Annotated in this window: 22 protein-coding genes; 10 read left to right on the top strand and 12 right to left on the bottom strand. The window is 52.8% G+C overall.

What is annotated here, in order from left to right; genetic code table 11:
• Positions 1-255: 255 nt before the first annotated feature.
• The 5 genes from gghA to NEA10_RS14210 all read left to right on the top strand — a co-directional run bounded on the left by gghA (position 256) and on the right by NEA10_RS14210 (position 4781).
• Positions 256-2769, top strand: coding sequence for a glucosylglycerol hydrolase (gghA, locus tag NEA10_RS14230; protein ID WP_252661546.1), 2514 nt, complete (start codon positions 256-258; stop codon positions 2767-2769).
• A gap of 142 nt (positions 2770-2911) precedes the next feature.
• Complete coding sequence (locus NEA10_RS14225; RefSeq protein ID WP_252661544.1) at positions 2912-3259, top strand: ribbon-helix-helix domain-containing protein; 348 nt, start codon at positions 2912-2914, stop codon at positions 3257-3259.
• Positions 3256-3678 carry a type II toxin-antitoxin system VapC family toxin gene (locus NEA10_RS14220; protein ID WP_252661535.1) on the top strand — a complete coding sequence of 141 codons (423 nt, stop codon included), beginning with the start codon at positions 3256-3258 and terminating at the stop codon, positions 3676-3678. Before NEA10_RS14225 ends, NEA10_RS14220 begins: the two co-directional genes overlap by 4 nt.
• A 139-nt stretch (positions 3679-3817) precedes the next feature.
• On the top strand, positions 3818-4333 hold the full coding sequence (gene scpB, locus NEA10_RS14215) for an SMC-Scp complex subunit ScpB (protein WP_252661528.1): 516 nt from the start codon (positions 3818-3820) through the stop codon (positions 4331-4333).
• Between the two features lie 97 nt (positions 4334-4430).
• The gene (locus tag NEA10_RS14210) at positions 4431-4781 is read left to right on the top strand and encodes a DUF760 domain-containing protein (protein ID WP_252661519.1); all 351 of its coding nucleotides are present in this window, start codon (positions 4431-4433) and stop codon (positions 4779-4781) included.
• Here the strand turns inward: NEA10_RS14210 and NEA10_RS14205 are convergent, their stop codons facing one another.
• Positions 4782-6014, bottom strand: coding sequence for an HhoA/HhoB/HtrA family serine endopeptidase (locus NEA10_RS14205; protein ID WP_252661517.1), 1233 nt, complete (start codon positions 6012-6014; stop codon positions 4782-4784).
• A gap of 288 nt (positions 6015-6302) precedes the next feature.
• Between NEA10_RS14205 and NEA10_RS14200 the strand changes: the two genes are divergently transcribed.
• Complete coding sequence (locus NEA10_RS14200; protein ID WP_252661515.1) at positions 6303-7175, top strand: DUF3153 domain-containing protein; 873 nt, start codon at positions 6303-6305, stop codon at positions 7173-7175.
• On the opposite strand, the gene NEA10_RS14195 is transcribed toward NEA10_RS14200, so the two are convergent.
• Positions 7172-8629 (bottom strand): methyl-accepting chemotaxis protein, encoded by a 1458-nt coding sequence (locus NEA10_RS14195; RefSeq protein ID WP_252661513.1) that lies wholly within the window; start codon positions 8627-8629, stop codon positions 7172-7174. The genes NEA10_RS14200 and NEA10_RS14195 overlap by 4 nt on opposite strands.
• Before the next feature lie 259 nt (positions 8630-8888).
• On the bottom strand, positions 8889-10406 hold the full coding sequence (locus NEA10_RS14190) for an adenylate/guanylate cyclase domain-containing protein (protein ID WP_252661510.1): 1518 nt from the start codon (positions 10404-10406) through the stop codon (positions 8889-8891).
• 270 nt (positions 10407-10676) lie between these two features.
• Between NEA10_RS14190 and ispG the strand changes: the two genes are divergently transcribed.
• Entirely contained in the window at positions 10677-11921 is a 1245-nt protein-coding gene (gene ispG, locus NEA10_RS14185) for a (E)-4-hydroxy-3-methylbut-2-enyl-diphosphate synthase (RefSeq protein ID WP_252661508.1), read from the top strand.
• Positions 11922-12123: 202 nt separating this feature from the next.
• The gene (gene ctpC / locus NEA10_RS14180; protein ID WP_445164670.1) at positions 12124-13425 is read left to right on the top strand and encodes a carboxyl-terminal processing protease CtpC; all 1302 of its coding nucleotides are present in this window, start codon (positions 12124-12126) and stop codon (positions 13423-13425) included.
• 26 nt (positions 13426-13451) lie between these two features.
• Here ctpC and NEA10_RS14175 read toward each other — a convergent pair whose 3' ends face one another.
• The 8 genes from NEA10_RS14175 to NEA10_RS14140 form a co-directional block, all read right to left on the bottom strand.
• Positions 13452-14498, bottom strand: coding sequence for a glycerate kinase (locus NEA10_RS14175; protein ID WP_252661500.1), 1047 nt, complete (start codon positions 14496-14498; stop codon positions 13452-13454).
• Positions 14498-14824 carry a DUF565 domain-containing protein gene (locus tag NEA10_RS14170; RefSeq protein ID WP_252661498.1) on the bottom strand — a complete coding sequence of 109 codons (327 nt, stop codon included), beginning with the start codon at positions 14822-14824 and terminating at the stop codon, positions 14498-14500. The genes NEA10_RS14175 and NEA10_RS14170 overlap by 1 nt, the downstream gene beginning before the upstream one ends.
• Positions 14825-14871: 47 nt before the next feature.
• A complete protein-coding gene (locus NEA10_RS14165; RefSeq protein ID WP_252661496.1) occupies positions 14872-15978 on the bottom strand; it encodes a calcium/sodium antiporter in 1107 nt (368 codons plus the stop codon).
• A gap of 152 nt (positions 15979-16130) precedes the next feature.
• Positions 16131-16523 (bottom strand): ArsR/SmtB family transcription factor, encoded by a 393-nt coding sequence (locus NEA10_RS14160; protein ID WP_252661488.1) that lies wholly within the window; start codon positions 16521-16523, stop codon positions 16131-16133.
• Between the two features lie 89 nt (positions 16524-16612).
• Positions 16613-17092 carry an acetyl-CoA carboxylase biotin carboxyl carrier protein gene (accB, locus tag NEA10_RS14155; RefSeq protein ID WP_252661479.1) on the bottom strand — a complete coding sequence of 160 codons (480 nt, stop codon included), beginning with the start codon at positions 17090-17092 and terminating at the stop codon, positions 16613-16615.
• Between the two features lie 89 nt (positions 17093-17181).
• Positions 17182-17739, bottom strand: a complete 558-nt coding sequence (gene efp, locus NEA10_RS14150; RefSeq protein ID WP_252661477.1) for an elongation factor P — start codon at positions 17737-17739, stop codon at positions 17182-17184.
• Between the two features lie 155 nt (positions 17740-17894).
• A complete protein-coding gene (locus tag NEA10_RS14145) occupies positions 17895-18173 on the bottom strand; it encodes a TIGR02450 family Trp-rich protein (protein WP_374111771.1) in 279 nt (92 codons plus the stop codon).
• Between the two features lie 48 nt (positions 18174-18221).
• Entirely contained in the window at positions 18222-18800 is a 579-nt protein-coding gene (locus NEA10_RS14140) for a rhomboid family intramembrane serine protease (RefSeq protein WP_252661475.1), read from the bottom strand.
• A 143-nt stretch (positions 18801-18943) separates the two neighbouring features.
• Here NEA10_RS14140 and NEA10_RS14135 point away from each other — a divergent pair, with 143 nt between their 5' ends.
• Complete coding sequence (locus NEA10_RS14135; protein WP_252661473.1) at positions 18944-19183, top strand: NifU family protein; 240 nt, start codon at positions 18944-18946, stop codon at positions 19181-19183.
• A gap of 181 nt (positions 19184-19364) precedes the next feature.
• A complete protein-coding gene (locus NEA10_RS14130) occupies positions 19365-21605 on the top strand; it encodes a glycoside hydrolase family 57 protein (protein ID WP_252661471.1) in 2241 nt (746 codons plus the stop codon).
• Here the strand turns inward: NEA10_RS14130 and NEA10_RS14125 are convergent.
• Complete coding sequence (locus NEA10_RS14125; RefSeq protein WP_252661469.1) at positions 21583-23838, bottom strand: DUF5682 family protein; 2256 nt, start codon at positions 23836-23838, stop codon at positions 21583-21585. The two genes, NEA10_RS14130 and NEA10_RS14125, sit on opposite strands and share 23 nt — an antisense overlap.
• Positions 23839-23841: the final 3 nt, after the last annotated feature.

Genomic DNA, 23841 nt, shown 5'->3' with positions numbered 1-23841 from the left:
TTCCTCGTGCCGACTCTTTCCTCTTCCTCGTTTCCTCGTGCCATGGCTCCAGCCATGACACGGGCCTTAGGCGGCTCTGCCGCCTGCACTCGGGAGGCAGAGCCTCCCCAAAGGCATGACTTGGCCAGAGCCAAGTCACGAGGGAGAGAGGAAGAGAGCATGACTTGGCCAGAGCCAAGTCACGAGGGAGAGGAGACAGCCAACTCTCCTGATTTACACCATTCTTGAACAATCATCGATATCCCAAGAGAACTTATGGTTACAACCACTCGTCGCGCCGCTGAAATTACCCTTGTTGCGGATGAAACTCAAAAACTCCTGGATTGGGTGCAGGGGGTTCAAGCCTCAGATGAGACAATTTTTCATAAATCCCAACAAATCGCCCGCCGTTTAGGGGCCTACTATCGCCCGGATGGGTTGACGGAAATTGGCTTCTGGGTTCCTGAACTCAGTCCTGGGGAGATTCAACCGAAAAACATCTATTTGGAAATCTTCACCCCCCTCGGAGACATCCATCCCAGCCAAGACTTGCAAACGGTGACCTTCCGCCGCGAGTATGTGAATCTACAGCGGGATGGGGAATATATGTGGGGAGTCTTGTCGGGAATGAAAGCTGGAGACGCCAACCAGTTTGGCTCGTTTTACTGGCTGCGGTATCTCGACTATGACAACGATGTTAGTACCATTGGCGACTTTCTAGCGGATTCCTTGCCCTATGGGGTCTATGCGCCAGCAGAACTGTACGATCGCGACAAACTCCAGCGCGATCGCCGGGATAAGGCTTATTTCCAACAATTCCGCACGGACGATGGTAGCCCCGTCAAAGTCAAGCCGCCCACGAACATCTTACAGCTTCATGTCAACACCGCCTCCCCCAATGGCTACCTTTCTGGGTTAACCCAACTTTTCCAAAAGATTTCCGACAAACTAGCCAACGGTGAACCCCTCACCCCAGCCGAAGAAAACTATGTCGGCTATGAGGCGGTGCAACTCCTACCCATCGAACCCACGGTGGAATATCTTGGTCATCGCGAACATGGTCATGGCTTCTTTTTGTGTAGCGATGAAGACCGCTTACAGATGGACCCCGAGAGTGAGTCCATTGAACATGAATCCGATGAAATTAAGGTGCAACTGAAGAAGCCGGACACGGAAAATTGGGGCTATGACATCGTTATTTTTGGCATGGCGGCCACCAATCCCTCGGTCTTGGAAACCCAGCGTCCTGATGAAGTGGTAGAGTTTATTGAAACTCTCCATAATTTCTCCACTGGACCGATTCAAGTGGTGTATGACATTGTCTATGGTCATGCTGACAACCAAGCCCTGAATCTCCTCAATGGTCGCTTTTTAAAAGGACCGAATATGTATGGGCAGGATGTGAACCACCAGAACCCGGGAGTGCGGGCTATCCTCTTGGAAATGCAGCGCCGCAAGTCAGATACGGGTGTGGACGGTATTCGCGTTGATGGGGCCCAAGATTTTAAATACTTCAATCCCATGTCCGGTCGGGTGGAGTATGATGATGTGTACCTGCAAGAAATGGCCCAGGTTCCTCAGGAAATTGCGGGCAGTTGTCGCTACCCCTACACCATTTTTGAGGATGGACGACCCTGGCCGGCAGAAGGTTGGGAAGAGATTTCTACCTATCGGGATATTATTGAGTTTCTCCCGGAAAGTTTCCAATGGGGACCGCTGGTTTTTGCCCATAATACTCCCAGTTTACAGAAGTTTTGGAGTCGTAAATGGAAGCGGGTTTGTGAAGTGATGCAGGTGGGGGCGAACTGGATTACCGGCTGCGGTAATCACGATACCCTACGGCGCGGGACACAAGTTGACCCGGAGATGCCCATTAACTGGAATTTGGGGAAAACCTTGCCGGAGGTGTTGAATAATGCCTACGATAACCCGGCAATTACGATGTTGGTCTATGGCTTTAGTCCGGGGTTGCCGATGGACTTTATTAACTGCACTATGCGCGCGCCCTGGGGTTTTCTGCGCAATACGGATGACCGCTATGGGGTGAAGGTGGTCGCGGAAGAAGCCGGGTTCTTGGATTGGCAAGTTGAACCGGAGGTTTATGACCTCTCGGGCATTTTTCCGCGTCTGAAACGCATGGGATTTAGAAAAATTGGTGAGTTGCGTCAGTTTATGCGCGGCTTGCAACATGCCATTGAAGAGACGGATTATGACCTGGATGAAGTGGCTCACATTTGTCAGCGTCATTTGGGGCATCAGTCTGACTCCACGGAGATGAAAGAGGAGGCGAAAAGTCTCACGTCGGCCGCCGAGTTACAAAAACTCAATGTGTCGGAGAAGTCTCCCATTCTGCAAGAGTTGGATGTGGGTAAACTGAAAGAGTTTGCCACCGCCTTTATGGAGGATGCTCATGAGATTTGTAATGTTTGGAACCATGAGCAATTTTTAGATGCTCAACAGACGGCCTACAATCGGCAGTTACGGCAGTTCCGTTTGGCGCGGCCCTGGTTGCGGGAGAATTTCGGCGCTCGCGATCGCTTCAATCATATTGATGAAGAGACGGCGACGCTCTATTACGGACTACGCACCAGTCCTGATGAAACGGAACAGGTGGCGATCGCCACTCACATGGGCGGTGATCCCCTCACGGTCACCTTGGGGGATTGGCTACAACTGGATTTAGAGGAGTGGGAGATTGCCCTCACCTCTCCAGGGCTAGACATTAGCGATTTACGAACCCTCACCCTCAGCGATAGTCAAGGGGTGTTACTGACTCGGGTCAACCGTTAAGCCAACAACGTTCTCGCTTTTCTCTAATCAGGATGTACTCTCGGGTACGTCCTGATGGTTGTTTGCGGGCCACTCTATCCCTCTCGTATACTGGAAAAAGTTAGGGGCGATCGCCCCTTGTCAACCCCCGCATCACAAAGCCATGACTATTATTCTTCCCGGCGAACTTGAAGAGATGATTCAACATCATGTAGACCAGGGACATTATCCCTCTGCGGTTGAGGTGGTACGTGCCGCTTTAACGCTTCTCGGGGAACAAGAACAGCGCGATCGCCATGAAGACCAGAATGGAGACTCGGCGATCGAGGGACAGCAGACAATGACAGACCAACCCGACCCAAATCGCGACTATGGTGCCGCTTGGGCAAAATGGTTCCAGGACTTAGAAAGCCCAGAACCGCCCATGGAGCGGACTACCGTAAAACCAAGCAAATCAGAAATTGAAGCGATAATTATTGAAAAGTATCGCAAGCAAGGCTTAGAGCTATGATTATCGGCGATACGGGTGTACTCTTCTGTCTCGTCGATCCCACCCAAGCTCAACATAATGTCTATAAACGATGGATCTCAGGTTACGGACAACCCCTGATTACCACCTGGCCTTGCTTGGCTGAAGCGATGTACCTCACCTCCCGTCGTGGGGGGTGGGCGATGCAGAAACGAGTCGGCAACTTACTCCTCGAAGGGTTGTTCCTCACCTATGAGATTGCTCCCGATCTCATCCCGAGACTTCTAGAATTGATGGAACAGTATCGCGATCGCCCTATGGACTTCGCCGATGCCAGCCTCGTCCTTTTAGCCGAACAAACCGGCTACCGCCAAATTCTGACCCTAGATTCAGACTTTTTCTTCTACCGCATTCATGGCCGCGAGAGTTTTGAGGTGTTGTTGAGCCAAGACCCATCCTAACCGGTAGTTTCAAAACCCAGGCCCAACCCCTCACCTCAGTAGCTGAGTTCCCCAGGGAGATGTCCCCCCTCGACAGCAGACGGCCTATAATCGATGATTGCGGCAGTTCCGTGAGACTCTGTGGCCCGCAGCGAACCCTATGAAACCGACTCAGAAACAGCCCCAGCGGCGCTTAGCGACCGTCTTAGAAGCAATTTTATATTTGAAAGGACAGGCCCTATCCCTGAGCCAGTTAGCCGACTGTGCTGGCTGCGATCGCCCCCAAGTCCAAGAGGCCCTGTTGGAATTGATGGATGATTACGCTCGACGGGATAGTGCCCTGGAAATTGTCGAACTCAAAGGTCACTATAGCCTGCAACTGCGGGAAAGTTTCCAAGATGTGATGTTAGAGTTAGTGCCAGCCGAACTCGGACTCGGGGCCCAACGCACCCTGGCGGCGATCGCCATCAAGCAACCCCTGCTACAGTCAGATCTCGTGGAATTGCGGGGGTCTGGCGCCTATCAACAAGTGAAAGACTTAGTCGAACTCGGGTTAGTCCGTCGCCGCAAGTCTGCCGATGGCCGCTCCTACGAATTACGCCTGACGGACAAATTCCACCAGTATTTTCAACTACAAGGCACCGTGCAGTCCCTTGATTGGATCGCCAAGGGGTAGAGTGATGGCCTACACTAGAGGATGTAGCCACATTGTTTGATCCAAGTTTGCTCTAAGGTTCATCCACTGTTGATCCACCGACGTAACTGAGAGGCTCATGGTTTTCGACCCAGAAATTTTTGCTCAGATGAAAGAAAGTGAGGAGGTTAGCAACCAACTTCTCGCCTATCTGCAACACCAATCCCCAGACATTCTGGCACGGGTCGCCAAGTCGGCTAGTCCAGAAATCAAGGACATCATCTCTCGGAATGTTCAAGGACTTATCGGCGTGCTTCCTTCTGAAGAGTTTAACGTCCAAATCTCCACCGATCGCGAAAATATGGCTGGGATGCTCGCCTCAGCCATGATGACCGGTTATTTTTTGCGCCAAATGGAACAACGCATGGAACTTGACCGCCAAGTCTCCCAAGTTGACAGCCCCGAGGGAGATAGCCCCAGCTGTGAGTAACTAACCAAAACTGTCATGCTCGGACATAGCCTCGGGACGGACGGGAATTGTCAGCACCTCGCCGTCCCGCAGGACTTCAATGGGGATTCGTTGACCTACCTCGGTTCGCTCCACTGCTGCCTGCACATCCAGCGCCGTATCCACCATTTGCCCATCAATGCGGGTAATAATATCGCCGACACGGATTCCTGAACGGGCCGCAGGAGAGTTGGGACGGACGGATTGAACTAGAACCCCATAGTCTTGAGTTAAATTGAGGTTGACGTGAGAATTCCGTTCTAGTTCAGCGACAATTTCAGCGGTTAAGTCCAGCATTTCTACCCCAAGGAACGGGTGTTGAGCTTTACCAGAGGCGAACAGTTGCTCGGCAATGCGTTGAGCAGTTTCAATGGGAATGGCAAAGCCGAGGCCCTGAGCATTAGCGCGAATGGCTGTGTTTACCCCAATCACTTCCCCTCGATCATTGAGTAACGGACCCCCAGAATTACCCGGATTGATGGCCGCATCGGTTTGCACAAAACGCACCCGCTTATCACTAATTCCCACCTGGGCGCTCGACCGTCCGGTGGCGCTGATAATGCCGACGGTCACGGTGTTATCTAAACCGAGAGGGTTGCCGATGGCGATCGCCCATTGGCCGGCCACTAAGTTATCCGAAGAGCCTAACGTCGCAGTGGGTAATCCCGCCGCTTCAATTTTCACCACCGCCACATCCGTCAAGGCATCCCGGCCCACCACCTGACCTTCAAACTTACGGCCATCCCGCAAGGTGACCTCAACGACCTCTGCCCCTTCCACCACATGAGCATTGGTGAGAATTTGTCCATCAGCCGCTAAAATAAAGCCCGACCCTGTGCCTCGTTCAGTACGCTCTGGCCGTCGTGGGGACTCCTCCCCAAAAAAGCGCCGAAACAGATTATCTTGCAGGGAGTTGGAACCCCGAGAACTAATGCGACGGGTGGCATCAATACGCACCACTGCCGGTCCGACTCGTTCTGCGGCTCTGGCAATAAAGTTGGGGTTGCCGTTTAAGTGGCCATCAATCTCCTCTGGGGAAAGCTCGATTTGCCATTGGGTCGGCTGCAACACCACAGGATCTAACGTCAAGTTAGACCCAGGATTAGAGGGGTTGGAGGTCAAGGTCCAACTCTGACGACTGAGTAGGCCACCAATCCCCCCTCCTAGAGCGAACAGAAGCACATAGGTTGCGATTTGTCTCCCGGAAAGGTTCATAAACTGTGACGGCTGCGGTCAAGGCAGACGGACTAATGGCGGGGTAGGCTTCCGGCAACAACACCCTAGACCGTAGCCAGCCCAACCTTGAAGGGCAAACGCGAGGCCCGGGCTAGGGTCACCGGAGACGAGTGGGGCAGATGCAGAGAATTGGCATTGGCTCTATGGTTCTATTTTGGCATTGTCCGTTCAAGTTTGGCAAAGCAGATCCTGGGGAATCATCCAGCAAAAGGCTCGGCCCTGCCCCAGAAGGGCGTAAAATCAAGGAAACTACTCCTGTGAAAGTTGGTGAATTTTCTTAAGTCTGTTCTTACCCCAATTTATGCGGCGATCGCGGCGGCCCTGTTCTCACGACTGGGTCGGGTGCGGCGATCGCGACCTCTTATCATCGCCACCCTCACGGCCCTGTTGTTGTCGGGATGTGTCCGCTACGATGTGGGGATTCACTTCGACAGCCAAACCCATGGAGACATTATCCAGGATGTCACCTTATCGCAACGATTTGTCAACCTTAGCGGCACGACCGTAGACCGGTGGACGGAGAGTCTGAAACGACGAGCGCGATCGCTACAAGGTTCAACACAACAAATCGGCGATCGCCGCTGGCGGGTGGTGATTCCCTTCAATAATGGTGATGACCTGGTCTATAAGTTTGAACAGTTCTTTAACCCGCTGGACTCTCATGGGCCCACCCCGGACCCAACCCAGGAGATCCCCGAATTGGAAACCCATCTGACTTTAGATCAACAAAACTTCATTTTTGCCATCTCCAACCACCTCAGCTTAGATGTGGATTTGCGGGCCTTGGGGGTTCTCTCCACCGAGGGAAATCTGCTCATTAGTCCCACAGGACTTGTGGATTTGAGCTTCCGCCTCATAACCCCCTGGGGAGCCCAACTCGCCACCGTTTCTGGCCCCAACTCACCCACCTTTGAGGAGACCACCCTGATTTGGCCCTTGGAACCGGGAGAAACCCAACATCTGGAGGTAGATTTCTGGGTTCCGAGTCCTATTGGGATTGGGGCATTGCTGATTATTCTCCTGGTGGCGATCGCCTCCTATCTTAAAGAGACCGTACTACCCGCCCTAGGACTAGGACGCTCCCCCCGGGCCACAACCCCCACCCCCGGGGAACAGCCCTCGGAAACCCCCAGTTCTTAAACCAAGTCCTTCAGAGAAACAGCCGCCTGATTGAGCCGTTGGGTTCCTTCTTTCACTTGGGTAATCCCCGTGGCGGTTTCCTGGGCCGCGACATTGAGAACGGTCATGGCTTCAATGACCTGTTCCACCGCATTCACCTGTTGTTTGAGGGTGAGGGTAATTTGCTGGTTGCTCATCACCACTTGGTTAATTCCCTCTCGAACCCCGGCAAAGGCATGGGAGGTATTCTGACTCACTTGTACCCCCGATTCGACGCTTTTTGTGCCTTCGTCGGTCACCATGACGGTGGTATTGATGGCATTCTGGATGTCTTCGACAAGGGTGTTAATTTTCTCGGCGGATTTCTTACTCTGATCGGCCAGCTTACGGATTTCACTGGCCACCACAGAGAAGCCCTTACCATGCTCTCCCGCCCGCACCGCTTCCACGGCAGCATTGAGGGCCAGCATGTTGGTTTGGTTGGCTAAATCACTCACCAGATTGGAAATGTTACCAATTTGGTTTGTTTGCTCGCTCAGGCGCAAAATCTGTTGGGCGATCGCCGAGACCCGGTCTTTGAGAGAATACATGGTCTGTAGGGTTTCTTCCACCGCACGAGTGCCATTATCCGCTTGACTTAACACTTGATTAGCACTTCCCGTGGCCGATTCCGCCTGAGTCATCACCTGACGAGCTGAGGCTCCCAGTTCATCCATGGTGGTTGTCGTTTCGTTCACCGATGCCGCTTGCTGGCTGGCCGTGCGTTCTTGTTGTTCCATCGTTGCGGCAATTTCCATTGAGGAACTGGCCACGGAACTGGCGGCGTCGTTCATCTGTCGGGTAATACGACTAATGACCCACCAACCCACTAAGCCAGAGAGCCCCAAGGTTAGGACGGTAAAGGTGATGGTCGTCACAATCAAGACTTCTAGTGACTCTTGCTGGGCGACTTGACTCTCTAGAACTAATGATTTTTCCCGTTCACTGAAGTCCGTGAAGAGGGCCTGAATCTCCTCAGCTTGGGCCCGTCCCCGCAGTTGACTCCAACTCTCAATCGCCCCATCGCGATCGCCCGCCTCAACCTGAAGAAAAATACCACGGTGGGTTTCAACGAGTTGATCAATCGCCTCAACCATGTCTTCCAACTGTTCTAACTCTGGCCGTCCCCGCAACCGCTCCCGTAGCAGTGGCACATCGGCATAAAAATTCTGCCGTGCCTCGTTATAGGTATTAACGGAGATGGCACTTGGCTCTAGTAAGTAGCCCCGTAACGTTCGCGAAAGGACTTGGGCGTTCAACTCCAGGCGATCGACAATGCGATCATTTTCAATAAATTCTTCAACTTGCTCCGCTTCCTGCTGTAAGGTCCGGACATTGTTCCAAACCATGACGAATGACAGCAGAGAGAGTACAATGGGAACTGCATAGCCACCAATAATCCAAGTCCGGATTCTTTGCTGCTTCAATGAAAACATCCTAACTCACCTCATATCCTGGCAGAGAAGGTACAGTGAATTGTTCAACTATCGGGAATATATCTCATTGCCTTAAGACAATATCCGACCTATCAACTCTAACTGAAACCTCATACAAACACCATTATCATACTCCTTTTCTTTGGGGGTGTCTCTAAAACGTTAACCAAAGTTCAAAGTCTAACCACAGCACCATTTCTTAAGAAAATATGGAAATATTTGTTTCTGGAACTTTTTTCTGAGTTTATTTTGGATTATTTCAGTTTTTTCTGCCCACTAACCAATACGTCTTCAGGAGTCCTTTGCCTTTAATGGGAGTGAGTCCTCGTTCCTCAAGTTCAAAGGATTGTTGTAGCCGTAGATAAGTATTTTCAGACACCTGAATCCGTCCAGGGACACCGGTAGATTCCATACGACTGGCCACATTCACTGTATCTCCCCATAAATCATAAATAAACTTCTTAATCCCAATCACTCCAGCCACGACAGGCCCTGTATTCATGCCAATGCGAATTTGCAACGGAAACTTGCTTCTGGGCTGAAATTGTGCCATTGCGTCTAAGATATCTAACGCCATATTCGCCACAGCTTCTGGGCTATCGGAGCGTGGAATTGGCAATCCGCCCGCTACCATATAGGCATCCCCAATCGTTTTGATTTTTTCCAGTCCATGTCTATCAGCGAGACGGTCAAACATTGAAAAAATTTCGTTAAGGAGATTGACCACCTCCACTGGAGGAACATCTGAGGAAAGAGCTGTAAAGCCCACAATATCAGCAAAGAGGACTGTTGTATCATCAAAGCGGTCAGCGATCGCACTCTCAAGTTGCTTTAAGCGATCGACAATCGGCTTTGGCAAAATATTTAGCAATAAATGCTCTGATTTTTGCTTTTCTGCTTGTAGCGCTTCTTCCGCCAATTTTCGTTGTGTTATATCCTCTAGAACTCCTAAAACACCAACAACGTCGCCATTATTATCATGAATGGGTAACTTGTTAATATCTAACCAAATGGGTCTGCCCTCAGCATCCGGTTTTTGTTTTTTAGCAATTCGATGTAAATCAGGACAATTTGTTTCAATGATTTGGCGATCTTGGGATCTAAATTGCTCAGCAATAGTGGAGTCGGCAAATAAATCATAATCTGTTTTGCCAATGATATCTTCAGGGGAGGTAAGCTGAGCGGCATCAGACCAATTTTTATTGCAGCCCCTAAATACCAAATTCGTATCTTTCCAAAAGACCTGTTGGGGGATATTATCTAAAACCAAGCGTAAATACTGTTCCTGCTGTCGAAGTGCCTCCTCCGCTTGGAGGCGATCGCGCACTTCTGCCTGAAGCCGGGCATTTTGAGCCTCTAACTGTGCCTGAAGTTGCTTAAGTTTGAGTTGATTATCAATGCGAGCCAAGACCTCAGCGAGCTGGAACGGCTTGGTAATGTAATCGACCCCACCGGCGGCAAAGGCTTTCACCTTATCAATCACATTATCCAACGCACTCACGAAGATGACGGGGATGCCTTCTGTTTCCGGGTTTGCCTTGAGGCGACGACAGACCTCAAAGCCATCGATGCCTGGCATATTGACATCTAAAAGAATTAAATCAGGCTCAAGTTCTTGGGCGACCTTCAACGCTTTCCCCCCATCCGTGAGAGTGTGAGTTTGATATCGCTTACGAGACAGCAATCGTGACAGCAGATGCAAATTCTCGACACGGTCGTCCACCAGTAAAAGCGTTGCCTTGGGTGAAGTCTCAGACGGGAGAGGGTGGTCAGTCATAGGAACAGGCAAGAGGGGGGAGTAGGCAAGAGGCAAGAGGCAAGAGGGGGGAGTAGGCAAGAGGCAAGAGGCAAGAGGGGGGAGTAGGCAAGAGGCAGTCGAAAGACTGCCTTCTTTCACCTACTGCCTACTGCCTGCTGCCTACTGCCTGCCGCATCCATCCAGTAATCCTAGCCAAACCCTGTCAGACGGTCCCTTTCTGTGGCAAGGTAAAACTAAATATACCCATTGCCAGATGTCTGGCTACCGTAACGAGCTGCATCGGAACTCATGCAAACATTGCCTACCCCCTCCCCCAACAACACCAGCGACCTAACCTCTCCCGATTCAACGGTCGCTGCCTTTGAGACAACAATTCGTCGCCGTAAAACCCGTCCTGTTCCCGTGGGGAACATCACCATTGGAGGCGGTCATCCTGTGGTGGTTCAATCCATGATCAACGAAGACACCATGGATGTCGAGGGATCAGTGGCAGGGATTCGGCGGCTTCATGAAATTGGCTGCGAAATTGTCCGGGTCACGGTTCCCAGTATGGCTCATGCCAAAAGCCTAGCCCAGATTAAGCAAAAACTGCGAGAAACCTATCAAGATGTGCCGTTGGTTGCGGATGTACACCACAATGGCATGAAAATTGCCCTGGAAGTGGCCAAACACGTGGACAAGGTCCGCATTAACCCCGGTCTCTACGTGTTTGAGAAACCCAAGAGCGATCGCAACGAGTATACAGAACAGGAATTCCAGGACATCGGCACCAAAATCCGCCAAACTCTAGAACCTCTAGTCATTTCCCTACGAGACCAAAATAAAGCCATGCGCATCGGGGTCAATCATGGCTCCCTGGCTGAACGGATGCTCTTTACCTATGGTGATACCCCAGAGGGGATGGTGGAGTCAGCGTTAGAATTTATCAAAATCTGCGAGTCCCTAGAATTCTACAATCTGGTGATTTCCCTGAAAGCCTCGCGGGTTCCGGTGATGTTGGCTGCCTATCGCTTGATGGTGCATCGCATGGATGAACTGGGTATGGACTATCCCCTCCATCTCGGTGTCACCGAAGCTGGAGATGGGGAATATGGCCGCATTAAGTCTACCGCTGGCATTGGGACGCTCTTAGCCGATGGGATTGGTGATACCCTACGAGTCTCCCTCACGGAAGCTCCTGAGAAGGAAATCCCCGTCTGCTACAGCATCTTACAGGCTTTGGGATTGCGGAAAACCATGGTGGAGTATGTGGCCTGTCCCTCCTGTGGGCGAACCCTCTTTAACCTAGAAGATGTGCTGCGAGAAGTGCGTGAAGCGACCCATCACCTCACCGGACTCGATATTGCCGTCATGGGTTGCATCGTCAACGGTCCGGGAGAGATGGCCGATGCTGACTATGGCTATGTGGGGAAACAGCCGGGGTTTATTTCCCTCTATCGGGGTCGGGAGGAAATTAAAAAAGTCCCCGAAGACCAGGGAGTGGCTGAGTTAATTAACCTGATTAAAGCCGATGGCCGCTGGATGGATCCCTAGGGAATGCGATCGCCATGGCCCCGGACTGGCTCCCTGAGGGGGCCGTCCAAGCTCGCCAGGCCAGTACGCTAACATTTAGGGGGGTGGGACAATTCCTCAATAGGCTCGGGGGGGCGATCGCCCAAATTTGATTGTGTTACAGTGGGCCTAGCAGGATCCAGATATACTTTTACATTTTTTGACACTCTTGAAGTTAAGGCAGATCGACATGGCAACTCGTGGGTTGGTCGTTGGCGCAACCGTCGTCATGCTCAGCACGGTGACGATTATTGGTGCCGGCATTCATCTAAAAGGACAAGCATTCTTCCAGGAAAGTCCTAAAGAACTGGTGGATGAGGTTTGGCAAATTATTGATAAAAACTACGTCGATGCCACCTTTAATCAGGTGGATTGGCGTGCCGTACGTACGGAGTTTCTAGATCGCTCCTACGAGTCCTCCGAAGACGCCTATGATGCAATTCGCGAGATGCTGGAGAAACTCGATGATCCCTATACCCGTTTTATGGACCCGGATGAGTTTCGCAGTATGCAAATTGATACCTCCGGGGAACTGACTGGGGTCGGCATTCAGTTATCCCAGGATCAAGAAACTCAAGAATTGATCGTCATTTCCCCAATTGAAGAAACCCCAGCTTTTGATGCGGGGATTCAATCTCAGGACGTGATTACCCAGATTGATGGTCAAAGCACGGAGGGGATGGATATTAATGAAGCGGTCAACCTGATTCGGGGTCGTGTTGGGACTGACGTTGTTCTGACGATTCGTCGCGGTGAACGGGAGTTAGAATTTAACATCACCCGGGCCCGGATTGAGATTCACCCAGTGCGTCACAGTCGCAAGGACGATTTACCCGGCGGCGTGGGTTACATCCGTTTGACTCAGTTCAGTCAACTGGCGGCGGATGAAATGCGGACGGCGATTCAGGAGTTGGAAGCCGAAGGTATTGAGGGCTTCATCTTAGATTTACGCTCTAATCCCGGTGGTCTGCTACAAGCGAGTATTGAAATTGCCCGGATGTGGTTTGATGAGGGAGATATTGTCTCGACGGTCAACCGTCAAGGGGTCGCAGAAGTTCAACGGGCCAATGGTCGGGCTCTCACGGATAAACCTCTGGTGGTTCTGATTGATGGGGGTTCAGCCAGTGCCAGTGAAATTCTCTCAGGTGCTTTGCGGGATAACGATCGCGCCGTCTTGGTGGGAACGACAAGCTTTGGGAAAGGACTGGTGCAGTCGGTTCGTCCCGTGGGTAATGGTGGCGGCTTGGCGGTGACCATCGCCCGCTATTTAACTCCCAATGGCATTGATATTGACAAAGAAGGTATTCCTCCTGATGTGGAAGAGGAAATTTCTGAGGAGATTCGGGAAGAGATGCGGATGGACCGCACCCTGATTGGGACGGAGCGAGATCCGCAATATGTCCGAGCCTTGGAGGTGTTACGGGAGAAAATCGCGGCGGCGAATGGGGAAGCAACCACCAGTTCGGTGCCGTTAGCCGTGCCTTAGCCGACTCGATGGGGGGCTAGCTCGGGTCACCGAATGCTGCCAATACGATGATCGGCTTCTAGGGTAACCACTAGGGCCGATTTGCTGTTGGGGGCAATCAGGGGAGTGATGAATAACTCCGGGTGTAACGCTTTCCAGAAGTAGTCCACAAACTCTCGGATTTCGTCATCGGAGAGGCCCGCTTTCCCTTGGGCGATCGCCTCATGTTCGGCCTGAAGTCGCCAGCGTTGACTGAGACGATAATCGACGGGGGATAAGACCATAAGGCGATCGCAACAGTCCCAGAGAGGCAAATACTCCTTGAGCCGTTGATTGCAATCCCGAGCAAAGGCTTTATCCTCCACCGTCCGGATGGGGTCAGGGGCCCGGTCAAAACAGTCAGGATTGATAGGTTCGGCTCCCACAAACCAGCCTTCAAAGAGAATGATATCGACGCCCTCAACCGCTTCTGGGGTCGTGCGATCGCCATCTCCAGCAAAGGCCGACTTATCAAAGCGAGGAATCGCCACGGGAGAAGCGCCCTGGCGCAACTGCTGCAACACCTGCAACCCCAGCGCCACATCATGGGTTCCCGGGGGACCCCGGCGAATCAGGCGAGGGTCTTCGGCTTTCAGTTGTTGTCGTTCAGCATAGGGTTTATAGAGGTCATCGAGGGAGATTCCCACCGTTCGATAGCCCAGATGAGCCAAAATAATGGTCAAAGCCGTGGCCAGGGTGGTTTTTCCAGTTCCCTGGCCCCCTAAAATTCCCTGGACAATCGGTCGGGGAGACCCCTGTCTCAGTTGGGCCAATTGGCAGGCCAGGGGCAACCATAAGCGCCAGAGATTATCTCGCAGTTGCTCCTGGCGTTGACCCGGAAGAGCCGCCACCACCTCATCCCAAACCGCCACCAGTTGCTGCAACCGCTCCTGAATCCCCTCAACCGTCTGTGATGCCGTTAAATCAAGAGCCTGGCTACGCTCAGGGGTTTGACGTTCCCAAGCCAAGAGATCCTCACAAAGACCTCTTTCAACGGTTCCCTGTTGCTGAAGTTGCACAATAGCACGGTCAAGTATGGCGCTTAGATGGCTCATCAGGACCCCAATTTAAAGGCTTCTACGAATAGACCATACACGAAACCGACCTTTATGGCGCTGAGGGTGTCAGAGAATAATGATGATTGTCGTAGGCGAGCATAGACTAACCAATTCACTGCCTCCGTCAGCAGCAACATCAGAAAGGAGACTGTCATATCCAGGAAGGCTTTTTGCCCAGAAATGGTCGAGATGGCATTGGCGAGGAAGTAGCCCAAGAGAAAGCCGATGATAATCAACGACGTGCGCCGCCAGGGGTTGCGGGCCCACAGGAGAAAGCGAGCCAGCAGTACATCAACGAGCCGATTCAGACGGGTATTTTGCACAACCTATTCCTCTAAGCTGGACAGGAGGGGAACTAAGCCTCTGTGGGTTAGACTAACTCAAAAATTTGGGCAATGAACCAGGCGTAAAAGATGATAAAGAGATAGCCTTCCCAGCGAGTAATCTGTTTATCTTGGACTACGAAGAACATTAAGATGGTGCCACAGAGCATCTCTAGCAGACCTTCAATTAAGGTGGTTTTGGGGATAATCAAGGCACCGAAGAAGCGGGGAATTGCCATCACCACAAGGGCGTTGAAGATATTGGAGCCGAGGACATTCCCCACAGCCACATCATAACTGCCCCGTTTGACACAGACAAGACTTACACTCAGTTCCGGTAAGGAGGTTCCCAGGGCCAGGGCACTGACAGCGATGATTTCCTTGCCAATGTTGAGCAATGCGGAAAGGGCGACTACGGAATCAACGGTGTATTTGGCACCGAAATAGATTAACACCACGCTCACAATCAGCAAGGCTAGGGCCTTGACGGGGAAGGGTTGCCGCTCTCCTGCCTCACCGTCTGTTTCACCGGTGAGGCTGTGGTCATCCCCATCCTTTTTAGGGGTCTCCGAGGTAGCTAGATTGGTTGAGGGACTAGAGACGTCGGGACTTTTTGAGTCGGTCCCTCCAACGGCTACTGGGGTCTCAACCTTAGCTTCTACAGCCGTTTCTGAGCTGATGACTCCACCAATATCCCCCTCGGAGGTGGTCATGGTGTAGAATAGATAAACCCCATAAGCGAGCAGACATAACACCGCTTCTCCTGTAGAGTATTTGCCGGTAAACAGCATTAACGCGAGCAAAAACGATGAGCCAACAAATAGGGGCAAATCTACGCTAGTTAAATCATATTTAAGCTCCATTTTGCCGGCAACAACCGCCGCAACTCCAGTGATGAGAAAGATATTGGCGACGTTAGAGCCGACCACGTTCCCGAAAACGATTTCCGATGATCCCTCCTGCACTGCCGTGATAGACGACATCAATTCCGGTAGGGAGGTCCCTACTGAAACAATAGCAACACCAATAATAAATGGGGAAAGTCTCAGGAAAACTCCCAAGACCTCCGATGAGTCAATAAACCAGTCTGATGCTTTAATTAGCACAAACAAACTCACCGCAAATATACCTAACCAAGTGAGTAAATCTAACATCTTAAAATTTAAAGGGTCTCCAAGCTTTAATATAACGTCAGAATACACCAAAATTACGACGAGCCGTAAATTTAGCCCGACGCTCGCCATGAATCTTCATGAACGCACTCTGTCTTGAAAGCGTTAGCTGCCGCCTCCCGAGTCCCAATCGTTCAGGAGGAGGCCTCTGCCTCTGACTCACCCGTTACGGTGCGATCGCGGGGTTTGTTCGAGAGGCTAAAGGCTCGAAAATGTTGGGCTTGTTGTTCAATACGGGCCGCGAGGCGATCGCAGACCAGATGACATAACTCAAAGGTTAATTCATCCTCAACACAATAGTAGGCTGACGTTCCCTCAGTGCGACGACTGAGGATGCCCGCTTGTAGCATGACCTTCAAATGCTTAGAAACATTAGCCTGACTGGTTTTAGTGGCTTCAACCAGTTCCTGAACGCATCGCTCTTCATCACGAAGCAGGTTGAGAATTTTCAGGCGCATGGGTTCGCTGAGGATACTAAAATACTCAGCGACGTGTTTGGTAACTTCCTGGGGTATAGGCTGCTGCACAGGTTTAAGGGGAGTGAACACCAACAGGGGGAAACATAGACTAAGACTCCCAAGGGGGATGCCTGATTGGGGGTGGCCGTCCGAGGCAATTAGGCCGGTAAGACTCGCATTAACGGCTGATTGTACTCAACGGGTTCACCATTTTCCACTAGAATCTCGATCACTTCACCGGTGACCTCTGACTCCACCTCATTCATCAGTTTCATGGCCTCGATGATACAGACCGTTTGCTGATTGGAGATGCGATCGCCCACATCGACAAATGGCGGCTCATCGGGGGCCGGAGCGCGGTAGAAGGTTCCCACCATCGGCGAGACAATTTCCACCCATTTGGCGGCCGCCGAGGGGGGAGGGGTGGGAGACGAGGCGGGAGGCGAACTCTCAGCCGCGGCCGGCTCAGGGGCCGCCACCGTCTGGGGAACAGTCATCACTCCCGGTGCGGCTGACACCACCCCCGATCCCTTGCGAATCGTTAATTCTAAGTCTTCCTTCTTGAGAGTGAACTCTGAAATATCGGTTCCCTCTAAAGCCGCGATGAGTTCGCGAAGTTGGTTAAAGTCCAATTGCACTGTTTTTTATCCGTTCGTTTGAAAAGCTATGTCTGCACGAGATTGAGGCAAGGTTGCCAGAGAGTGCAACCTTTCCCCGTCGAGCAAAACTACTCCCGCCCCAAATAACTATCGTTGCGGGTATCAATTTTAATCCGTTCACCAATGGAGATAAACAGAGGCACCATCACTTGAGCGCCGGTAGATACGGTGGCGGGTTTGGTTCCCCCCGTTGCCGTATCTCCTTTAACGCCGGGATCGGTCTCGGTCACTTCTAAAACCACAGAATTGGGGAGTTCCACCTCAATCACTTGGTCATTCCAGTAAATGACGTTCACATCCATCCCCTCTGCCAGATATTTAGCGCCATCGCCAATCTGATCAGGGGTGAGGCGGGTTTCTTCATAGGTTTCCATGTCCATGAAGACAAAGGCCTCACCTTCCCGGTAGGTATGTTGCATGGTCCGTTTATCAAGAATCGCTTGGGGAACGGTCTCCCCAGCGCGGAACGTCCGTTCAACGACACTTCCGGTTTGGGCATTTTTGAGCTTGGTCCGGACAAAGGCAGATCCTTTACCGGGCTTTACGTGCAGAAATTCCACCACACGCCAGACTGCACCGTCAAGTTCAATGGTGGAGCCTGTTCTAAAATCGTTTGAGGAGAGCATGAATCTCAATCCGTGCAGAACAATCGGCAACCTATTTTACATCTGTGCGGCTCATTGGGGGAAAAGAGGGAAAGAGGCAAGAGGCAAGAGGCAAGAGGCAAGAGGGGAACCACGGAGTCACAGAGGACACAGAGGAGGGGGAGGCGGAGTGTAAGCTAGAAGTCGTTGAGGACTTCTACGTCTTCTGGAATCTCGGACTCCATCTGTTCTTGGAGGGATTTCCAACCGGGTTGCCATTGGTTGCGGTTTTTTAACATCTTGGCATTGAGCCAGAAGCGCACCTCGCAATCGCATGAGGCCATGAGTTCGGCGAAGACGAAGCCTCCTTCGTTTTTGCGACTCACAACCTGGAAATGTCGCCAACCCCAGGTTGTCTGCATGGCCGTCCATTTTGACCCCAGCAGATGGGGGAATTTCTGTTTCTTCTTGGCCACGATCGCGTCTCCGTTTTTTCGTGATTTGCCAGGTTCGATGGGCTCGATTTACTTCCCTGATAAGAATTTAGCCGCGAGGACGCCGCCGATAAAGCCGAATAAATGCCCTTCCCAGGAAATTCTCGGATCATCTCCGGGGAAAATGCCCCAGATGAGGCTGCCGTAGAAGAACATGACCATCAGCGAGAGGGCAATGGAGGGTAAGCTCCGTTCAAATAAGCCGTAGAGAAGCAGGAAGCCGAAATACCCGAAAATTAGACCGCTAGCGCCGATGTGAATGCCAGCGGAGCCGAAAAACCAGATGCCTAGGCCGCTGACGAGGATGGAAATGAGACTCACCCAGATAAAATGACGCAGGCCCCGAATGAGGACTAGCCAACCCAAGACCAGAAATGAAGCGGTATTTGAGAGAATATGGGCAAAGTTGCCGTGGAGGAGGGGCATCAAGATGATTCCCCGCAGACTGTTGGGGTTGCGGGGATAAATGCCGAAATTATTGAGGGAACCGGCAAAGAGGAACTGATTGACGAGATGAACTGCCCACATCAGGGCGATACAACTGCCGAGAATTACGGCGTGGCGTTTGAGTTCTCGGGCTAGTGCCTTACTACTACTCTCTTGACTCATCTTGACTAAGGGGGTGATGGGTGAGGGACTTATTCCAGGGTAACAGGTTCATTAAGGGGCGATCGCGCTGACGGGGTTGAGCAGAAAACGGTACAATGCAAACAACTGTGAATCCTGTTTACTCACATCTGCAAGGCATCATTATGGAAACTCTGGCACTGACGAGAGAGAACGTCGAAAAAGTTTTAGATGAACTGCGTCCCTACCTGATGGCAGATGGGGGCAATGTCGAACTGATGGATATTGAAGGTCCGATTGTACAATTGCGCCTGCAAGGGGCTTGTGGCTCTTGTCCAAGTTCTGCCATGACCCTGAAAATGGGCATCGAACGTCGCTTACGGGAGTATATTCCTGAAATTGCCGAAGTTGAACAGGTCATGTAGGGTCAGCCCTAACTGCATTAACTATGCCAACCAGAGCCGAAGATAACGTCTTCGGCTTTTGGGTGTCTGGGGGAGGTGTCTGGGGGTCTGTTTCTTCTGCCACAGTCGCCGGGGCGATCGCCTTGGTAGGATGGCCCCAATGTTTTGCCCAGAGTTGGGTCACATCGCCTTCAGGAAAACCATGTCACACCCTCTTTATGTCGCCTTTATCTGGCATCAGCACCAACCCCTCTATAAAAGCCGTGCCGCCAGTACCCCCGATTGTGAACAGTACCGACTCCCCTGGGTGCGTTTGCATGGAACCAAGGACTATCTCGATTTAGTCTTACTCCTGGAGCAATTTCCTCAACTTCACCAAACGGTGAATCTCGTCCCCTCCCTGATTTTGCAGATTGAGGATTATTGTTCTGGCAAAGCCCTCGACCCCTACCTCAAGCTCTTACTCACGCCTCTGGACCAACTCAGCCGAGATGATCAGCAATTTATCCTAGAACGGTTTTTTGATGCCAATCACCATACCCTGGTAGACCCCCATCCCCGCTATCGAGAACTCTATGGCCAGCGACAGGACCAGGGGATGGCCTGGTGTCTGGAAAATTGGCAGCTCCGAGACTTCGGCGATTTACTGGCTTGGCATAACTTGGCTTGGATTGACCCCCTCTTTTGGGATGATCCGGAAATCGCAACTTGGTTAAAGCAAGGACAGGACTTTACCCTAGCCGATCGCCAGCGCATTTTTTCCAAACAAAAAGAGATTCTCAGCCGCATTGTCCCTCAACATCGCCAGATGCAGGAATCGGGGCAACTGGAGGTGATGACCACTCCCTACACTCACCCCATCTTGCCCCTGTTGGCTGATACCAATGCGGGCCGGGTGGCGGTTCCCCAGATGGAACTTCCCCAGCAACGCTTCCAATGGCCCGAAGATATCCCCCGCCATCTCCATAAAGCCTGGAAACTCTATTGCGATCGCTTTGGCCAAGAACCCCGTGGCCTCTGGCCCTCGGAACAGTCGGTGAGTCCGGCAATTCTACCCCATATCGCTCGTCAAGGCTTTCAATGGATTTGTTCTGATGAGGCGGTGTTGGGTTGGACGAAACAACATTTCTTCCACCGGGATGGAACGGGGAATGTCTTTGAACCGGAACTTCTCTATCGTCCCTATCGCCTGAAAACCGAGGCGGGGGATGTGGCGATTGTCTTCCGAGATCACCGTCTCTCGGACTTGATTGGCTTTACCTATGGTTCCATGAATCCTCGGGCGGCGGCCGGGGACTTGGTGGGACATTTGGAGGCGATCGCGCGATCGCTCACCCGCAATCAGGAGGGCACCAGTTTAGAAAAACCCTGGCTGGTCACCATTGCCCTCGATGGTGAGAACTGCTGGGAATACTATCAAGAGGATGGTAAACCCTTCTTGGAAGCCCTCTATCGCACCCTCAGCCGACAGACGGGCATCAAATTAGTCACCGTCTCGGAATTTCTCGATCGCTTCCCCCCGACGGAAACCCTCCCCACGGACAAACTCCATAGCGGTTCTTGGGTGGATGGAAGTTTTACTACCTGGATTGGTGACCCCGTCAAGAACAAGGCCTGGGACCTGCTCACGGAGGCCCGTCAGGTTTTGGCCAATCACCCCGAGGCTACGGAAGAGGCGAACCCTGAAGCTTGGGAAGCCCTTTATGCGGCGGAAGGCTCAGACTGGTTCTGGTGGTTTGGCGAAGGTCATTCCTCCGACCAAGATGCCATGTTCGATCGCCTCTTCCGGGAACATCTCGGGGCCTTATATAGTGCTTTGGGTGAACCGATTCCCGAGCGCGTCAAACAGCCTCTAGAGGTTCATGAACGCAAAGGAGATATGCGTCCCCAAAGCTTCATTCATCCAGTGATTGATGGGGTCGGGGATGAACAGGATTGGGAGCGTGCTGGACGCATTGACGTGGGCGGCTCCCGAGGAACCATGCACCGGGCGACTCCCGTGCAACGGTTATGGTACGGCTTGGATCACTTGAATTTCTATCTCAGATTGGATTTCAGCCAGGGATTGGAGCCGGGACAAGCCTGTCCCCCGGAACTGCATTTGTTCTGGTACTATCCCCACCAGACGATGCACACGAGTCCCGTTCCCCTAAGGGATTTGCCGAGCCAGCCCCCGCTCAACTACCGCTTTGCCAGCCATTTGATGGTGAATCTCCTCAGTGAAACCTTCCGAATGCAGCACGCGGCGGCTGATAATCGTTGGCTTCCCCGTAATAGTCGGGTCAAGGTGGCGGTGAATGAGTGTTTGGAGTTAGCGGTTCCTTGGGCTGATTTACCGACGGAACCGGATTGGAATTTACATTTAATCCCGGTTTTGGCGGACCAGGGGAGTTTCCGGGAGTTAGTGATTGGTGAGGGATTCATTCCGATGACGATGCCCTAGGGTCAGAAGGAGATGGGGGTTTGCCGAGAAGCTGTCCCAGGACTGGGAGAACCTGACGACTGCGGTTGGGGTCTCCTAGTCCGGGTTGAGAGGGCGCAGAAGGGTCGTTAGGGGGGTCGGTGGGGGGGGAGACCGATTGTTCCAGTTTCTGGCTGATTTGGCGGCGTTCTGCGGGGCTGAAGCGGGCAAAGCTGCGGTGCAGCAGGGGCAGTAGGGTTAGGAACTCCTCTTCGGGGAGCGATCGCACCCAATGGTCGAGCAGGCCGAGGAGGCGATCGTCGTGGATGAGTAAGAGGCCGCTGCCCTGGAGGAAGCCTTCGAGCCAATAGGCGACTCGTTCTAGGGAGTGGCTCGATTGGAGAAGCCAGGCGAGCTGGTGACGGACGGCATCGGGGTCGAGGGCCTGTTGGTCAAAGAGGAGGCGGCAACTGATACCGCTGAGGAGGCCGGCGGTCTCGGGGCTGTTGAGGAGGGTTTGAAGGCAGCTCAGCCAACGGGAGCGGTGGGAGTCGTTGGGGAGGAGGGCGATCGCCCCATGGACTCTAAGCAGTGCCTGGGCCAGATGGCCGGCGGCGTCGGGGTTGAGATGACGGGCGGCGTTGGGGAAGTTGAGACAACAGCGTAGGATGAGGCGATCGCAGATGGGTTGGAGAACGCTTCCCTGGGTCTCCTGGAGGTTGCCATAACGGATAATCCTCACCAATGGGGGTAGGGTGTCGGCAATCTCTGTCAGGTCTTGAGTCTGACCGGCGACGGCTTCTAGGCGATCGCGGATATTCTGAATGGCGTGGGGTAGGTTGGCGCGGAAGAGTCGATCCAAAAGTGCGGCCAGCAGAGGTAATTGGTCGAGTTTGCTGCTCTCTGACTGGCTATAGGCACTGGCGGCCACCTCCAGGCTACTGCCCCAAAGGCAGCGTTGAATGAGACGAGGTTCTAAATCCGGTTGCCATTGGAGATGCCAACGTTCTCGGAAAGTGCCTAATCCGGGTTGTCCCTCTAAGGTCGCCCAGGGAATGCCGAGGAGTAGTAGCCGGTGAAAGAGTTGGGAGCGTTGGTTATCCCGAGGCCGGCGTAGGTCTAAATCGAGGATTCTCAACTCGGTCTCAAGGGTCAGGTGCAGATGGCGGGCTTGCTGTTGTAGGTCTTGCTGTAGGGGGGTGGTGGGGATATCGTCGGGAACCCAGCCGAGGCGATCGCTGATGAGGAGACCCTCGGCTAACTGAGTGAGGGGAATGGGGTGATCGGCCAGCATCACCGCCTGGGCCGCGTCTTGCAGTTCCCTAAATCCCGGTTGCGGGCGATCGCGCAGGGCCGCCAAGCTGTTGGCCAGGCGCACGGCTTCGATAATGGCGCCCGTGGGGGCGGGTTGGCCGGCCTCCCGTAAACAATGGGCCATCTGGGTTAGCCAGCCCTGAGTTCGCGCCTCTGGGGGGTGATGGCGAGATTCCCAGAGGTAATGATACCAACCGGGGGAAGCCATGCCAGCGCCATATCCTTGCTGGGTAGCCAGTTGGCGATAACTCCAGGGAATCCAGGTGGCTTGAACTTTGGGGAGAGATGGGGGGAGGTGCTGCTGTAGCTGTGCGAGTTGGGCCTGATCCTCTGCCTCGGGGGGCATTTGGCTCAGGGCCGGCCCATGCCAAGCCCCACAAATGACCGCTAGACGGTCTTGGGGAGACTCCCGTTGCAACCGTCGCAGGGTCTGGCGCATGGCGGCTTCTCGGGGGCGATCGCTCTCAGAGATGCCCACAGCATCCCGTAGGGCACTCATGGCCTCCAGGATGGCGTCAAAGACCTCCTCAGAAGGGGGACGCTGTTCGATGAGTTCTTCCCACCAGCGATCGCCATCCCCCTCTCCCGCCGCCTGAGCCAACACCTGAAGTGGGTCGGCCGCAGGGCCCCGGCTGGCTATGGGGAGGTCTCGAACCCATTGATAGGTTTGAGGCAAATCCAGCCAATGAATGGGAATGCCAACCTGTAACCCATATTGCAAGGCTTGCCATTCTGGACTAAAGATAGTGAAAGGATAATAAACCGAGGTTTGAGGTTGGTCATAACTATACAAAAGCAGGGCCACCGGCGGCTCCAAACTCCGGGCTAAGTCAGTGACGGTTTCAGCCTCAGGGGGGCCTTCAATGAGGAGCTGTTGCGGTTGCCAGGCCCCTAAAGCCTCTTGTAGATTTTGGGCCGATCCGGGCCCATGATGGCGAATACTAAAAATGCGGGTCGGCATCGA

Source organism: Phormidium yuhuli AB48 (genome assembly GCF_023983615.1).
GTDB classification, from domain to species: Bacteria; Cyanobacteriota; Cyanobacteriia; order Cyanobacteriales; family Geitlerinemataceae; genus Sodalinema; species Sodalinema yuhuli.
Note: the sequence above shows the minus strand (reverse complement) of the source record. Positions and strands in the feature narration are given on the sequence as shown.

Excerpts from the sequence above, each read along its gene's own strand:
- gghA (WP_252661546.1), top strand. The coding sequence starts at position 256 with ATGGTTACAACCACTCGTCGCGCCGCTGAAATTACCCTTGTTGCGGAT.
- NEA10_RS14225 (WP_252661544.1), top strand. The coding sequence starts at position 2,912 with ATGACTATTATTCTTCCCGGCGAACTTGAAGAGATGATTCAACATCAT.
- NEA10_RS14220 (WP_252661535.1), top strand. The coding sequence starts at position 3,256 with ATGATTATCGGCGATACGGGTGTACTCTTCTGTCTCGTCGATCCCACC.
- scpB (WP_252661528.1), top strand. The coding sequence starts at position 3,818 with ATGAAACCGACTCAGAAACAGCCCCAGCGGCGCTTAGCGACCGTCTTA.
- NEA10_RS14210 (WP_252661519.1), top strand. The coding sequence starts at position 4,431 with ATGGTTTTCGACCCAGAAATTTTTGCTCAGATGAAAGAAAGTGAGGAG.
- NEA10_RS14205 (WP_252661517.1), bottom strand. The coding sequence starts at position 6,014 with ATGAACCTTTCCGGGAGACAAATCGCAACCTATGTGCTTCTGTTCGCT.
- NEA10_RS14195 (WP_252661513.1), bottom strand. The coding sequence starts at position 8,629 with ATGTTTTCATTGAAGCAGCAAAGAATCCGGACTTGGATTATTGGTGGC.
- NEA10_RS14190 (WP_252661510.1), bottom strand. The coding sequence starts at position 10,406 with ATGACTGACCACCCTCTCCCGTCTGAGACTTCACCCAAGGCAACGCTT.
- ispG (WP_252661508.1), top strand. The coding sequence starts at position 10,677 with ATGCAAACATTGCCTACCCCCTCCCCCAACAACACCAGCGACCTAACC.
- NEA10_RS14175 (WP_252661500.1), bottom strand. The coding sequence starts at position 14,498 with ATGAGCCATCTAAGCGCCATACTTGACCGTGCTATTGTGCAACTTCAG.
- NEA10_RS14165 (WP_252661496.1), bottom strand. The coding sequence starts at position 15,978 with ATGTTAGATTTACTCACTTGGTTAGGTATATTTGCGGTGAGTTTGTTT.
- efp (WP_252661477.1), bottom strand. The coding sequence starts at position 17,739 with ATGCTCTCCTCAAACGATTTTAGAACAGGCTCCACCATTGAACTTGAC.
- NEA10_RS14140 (WP_252661475.1), bottom strand. The coding sequence starts at position 18,800 with ATGAGTCAAGAGAGTAGTAGTAAGGCACTAGCCCGAGAACTCAAACGC.
- NEA10_RS14135 (WP_252661473.1), top strand. The coding sequence starts at position 18,944 with ATGGAAACTCTGGCACTGACGAGAGAGAACGTCGAAAAAGTTTTAGAT.
- NEA10_RS14130 (WP_252661471.1), top strand. The coding sequence starts at position 19,365 with ATGTCACACCCTCTTTATGTCGCCTTTATCTGGCATCAGCACCAACCC.
- NEA10_RS14125 (WP_252661469.1), bottom strand. The coding sequence starts at position 23,838 with ATGCCGACCCGCATTTTTAGTATTCGCCATCATGGGCCCGGATCGGCC.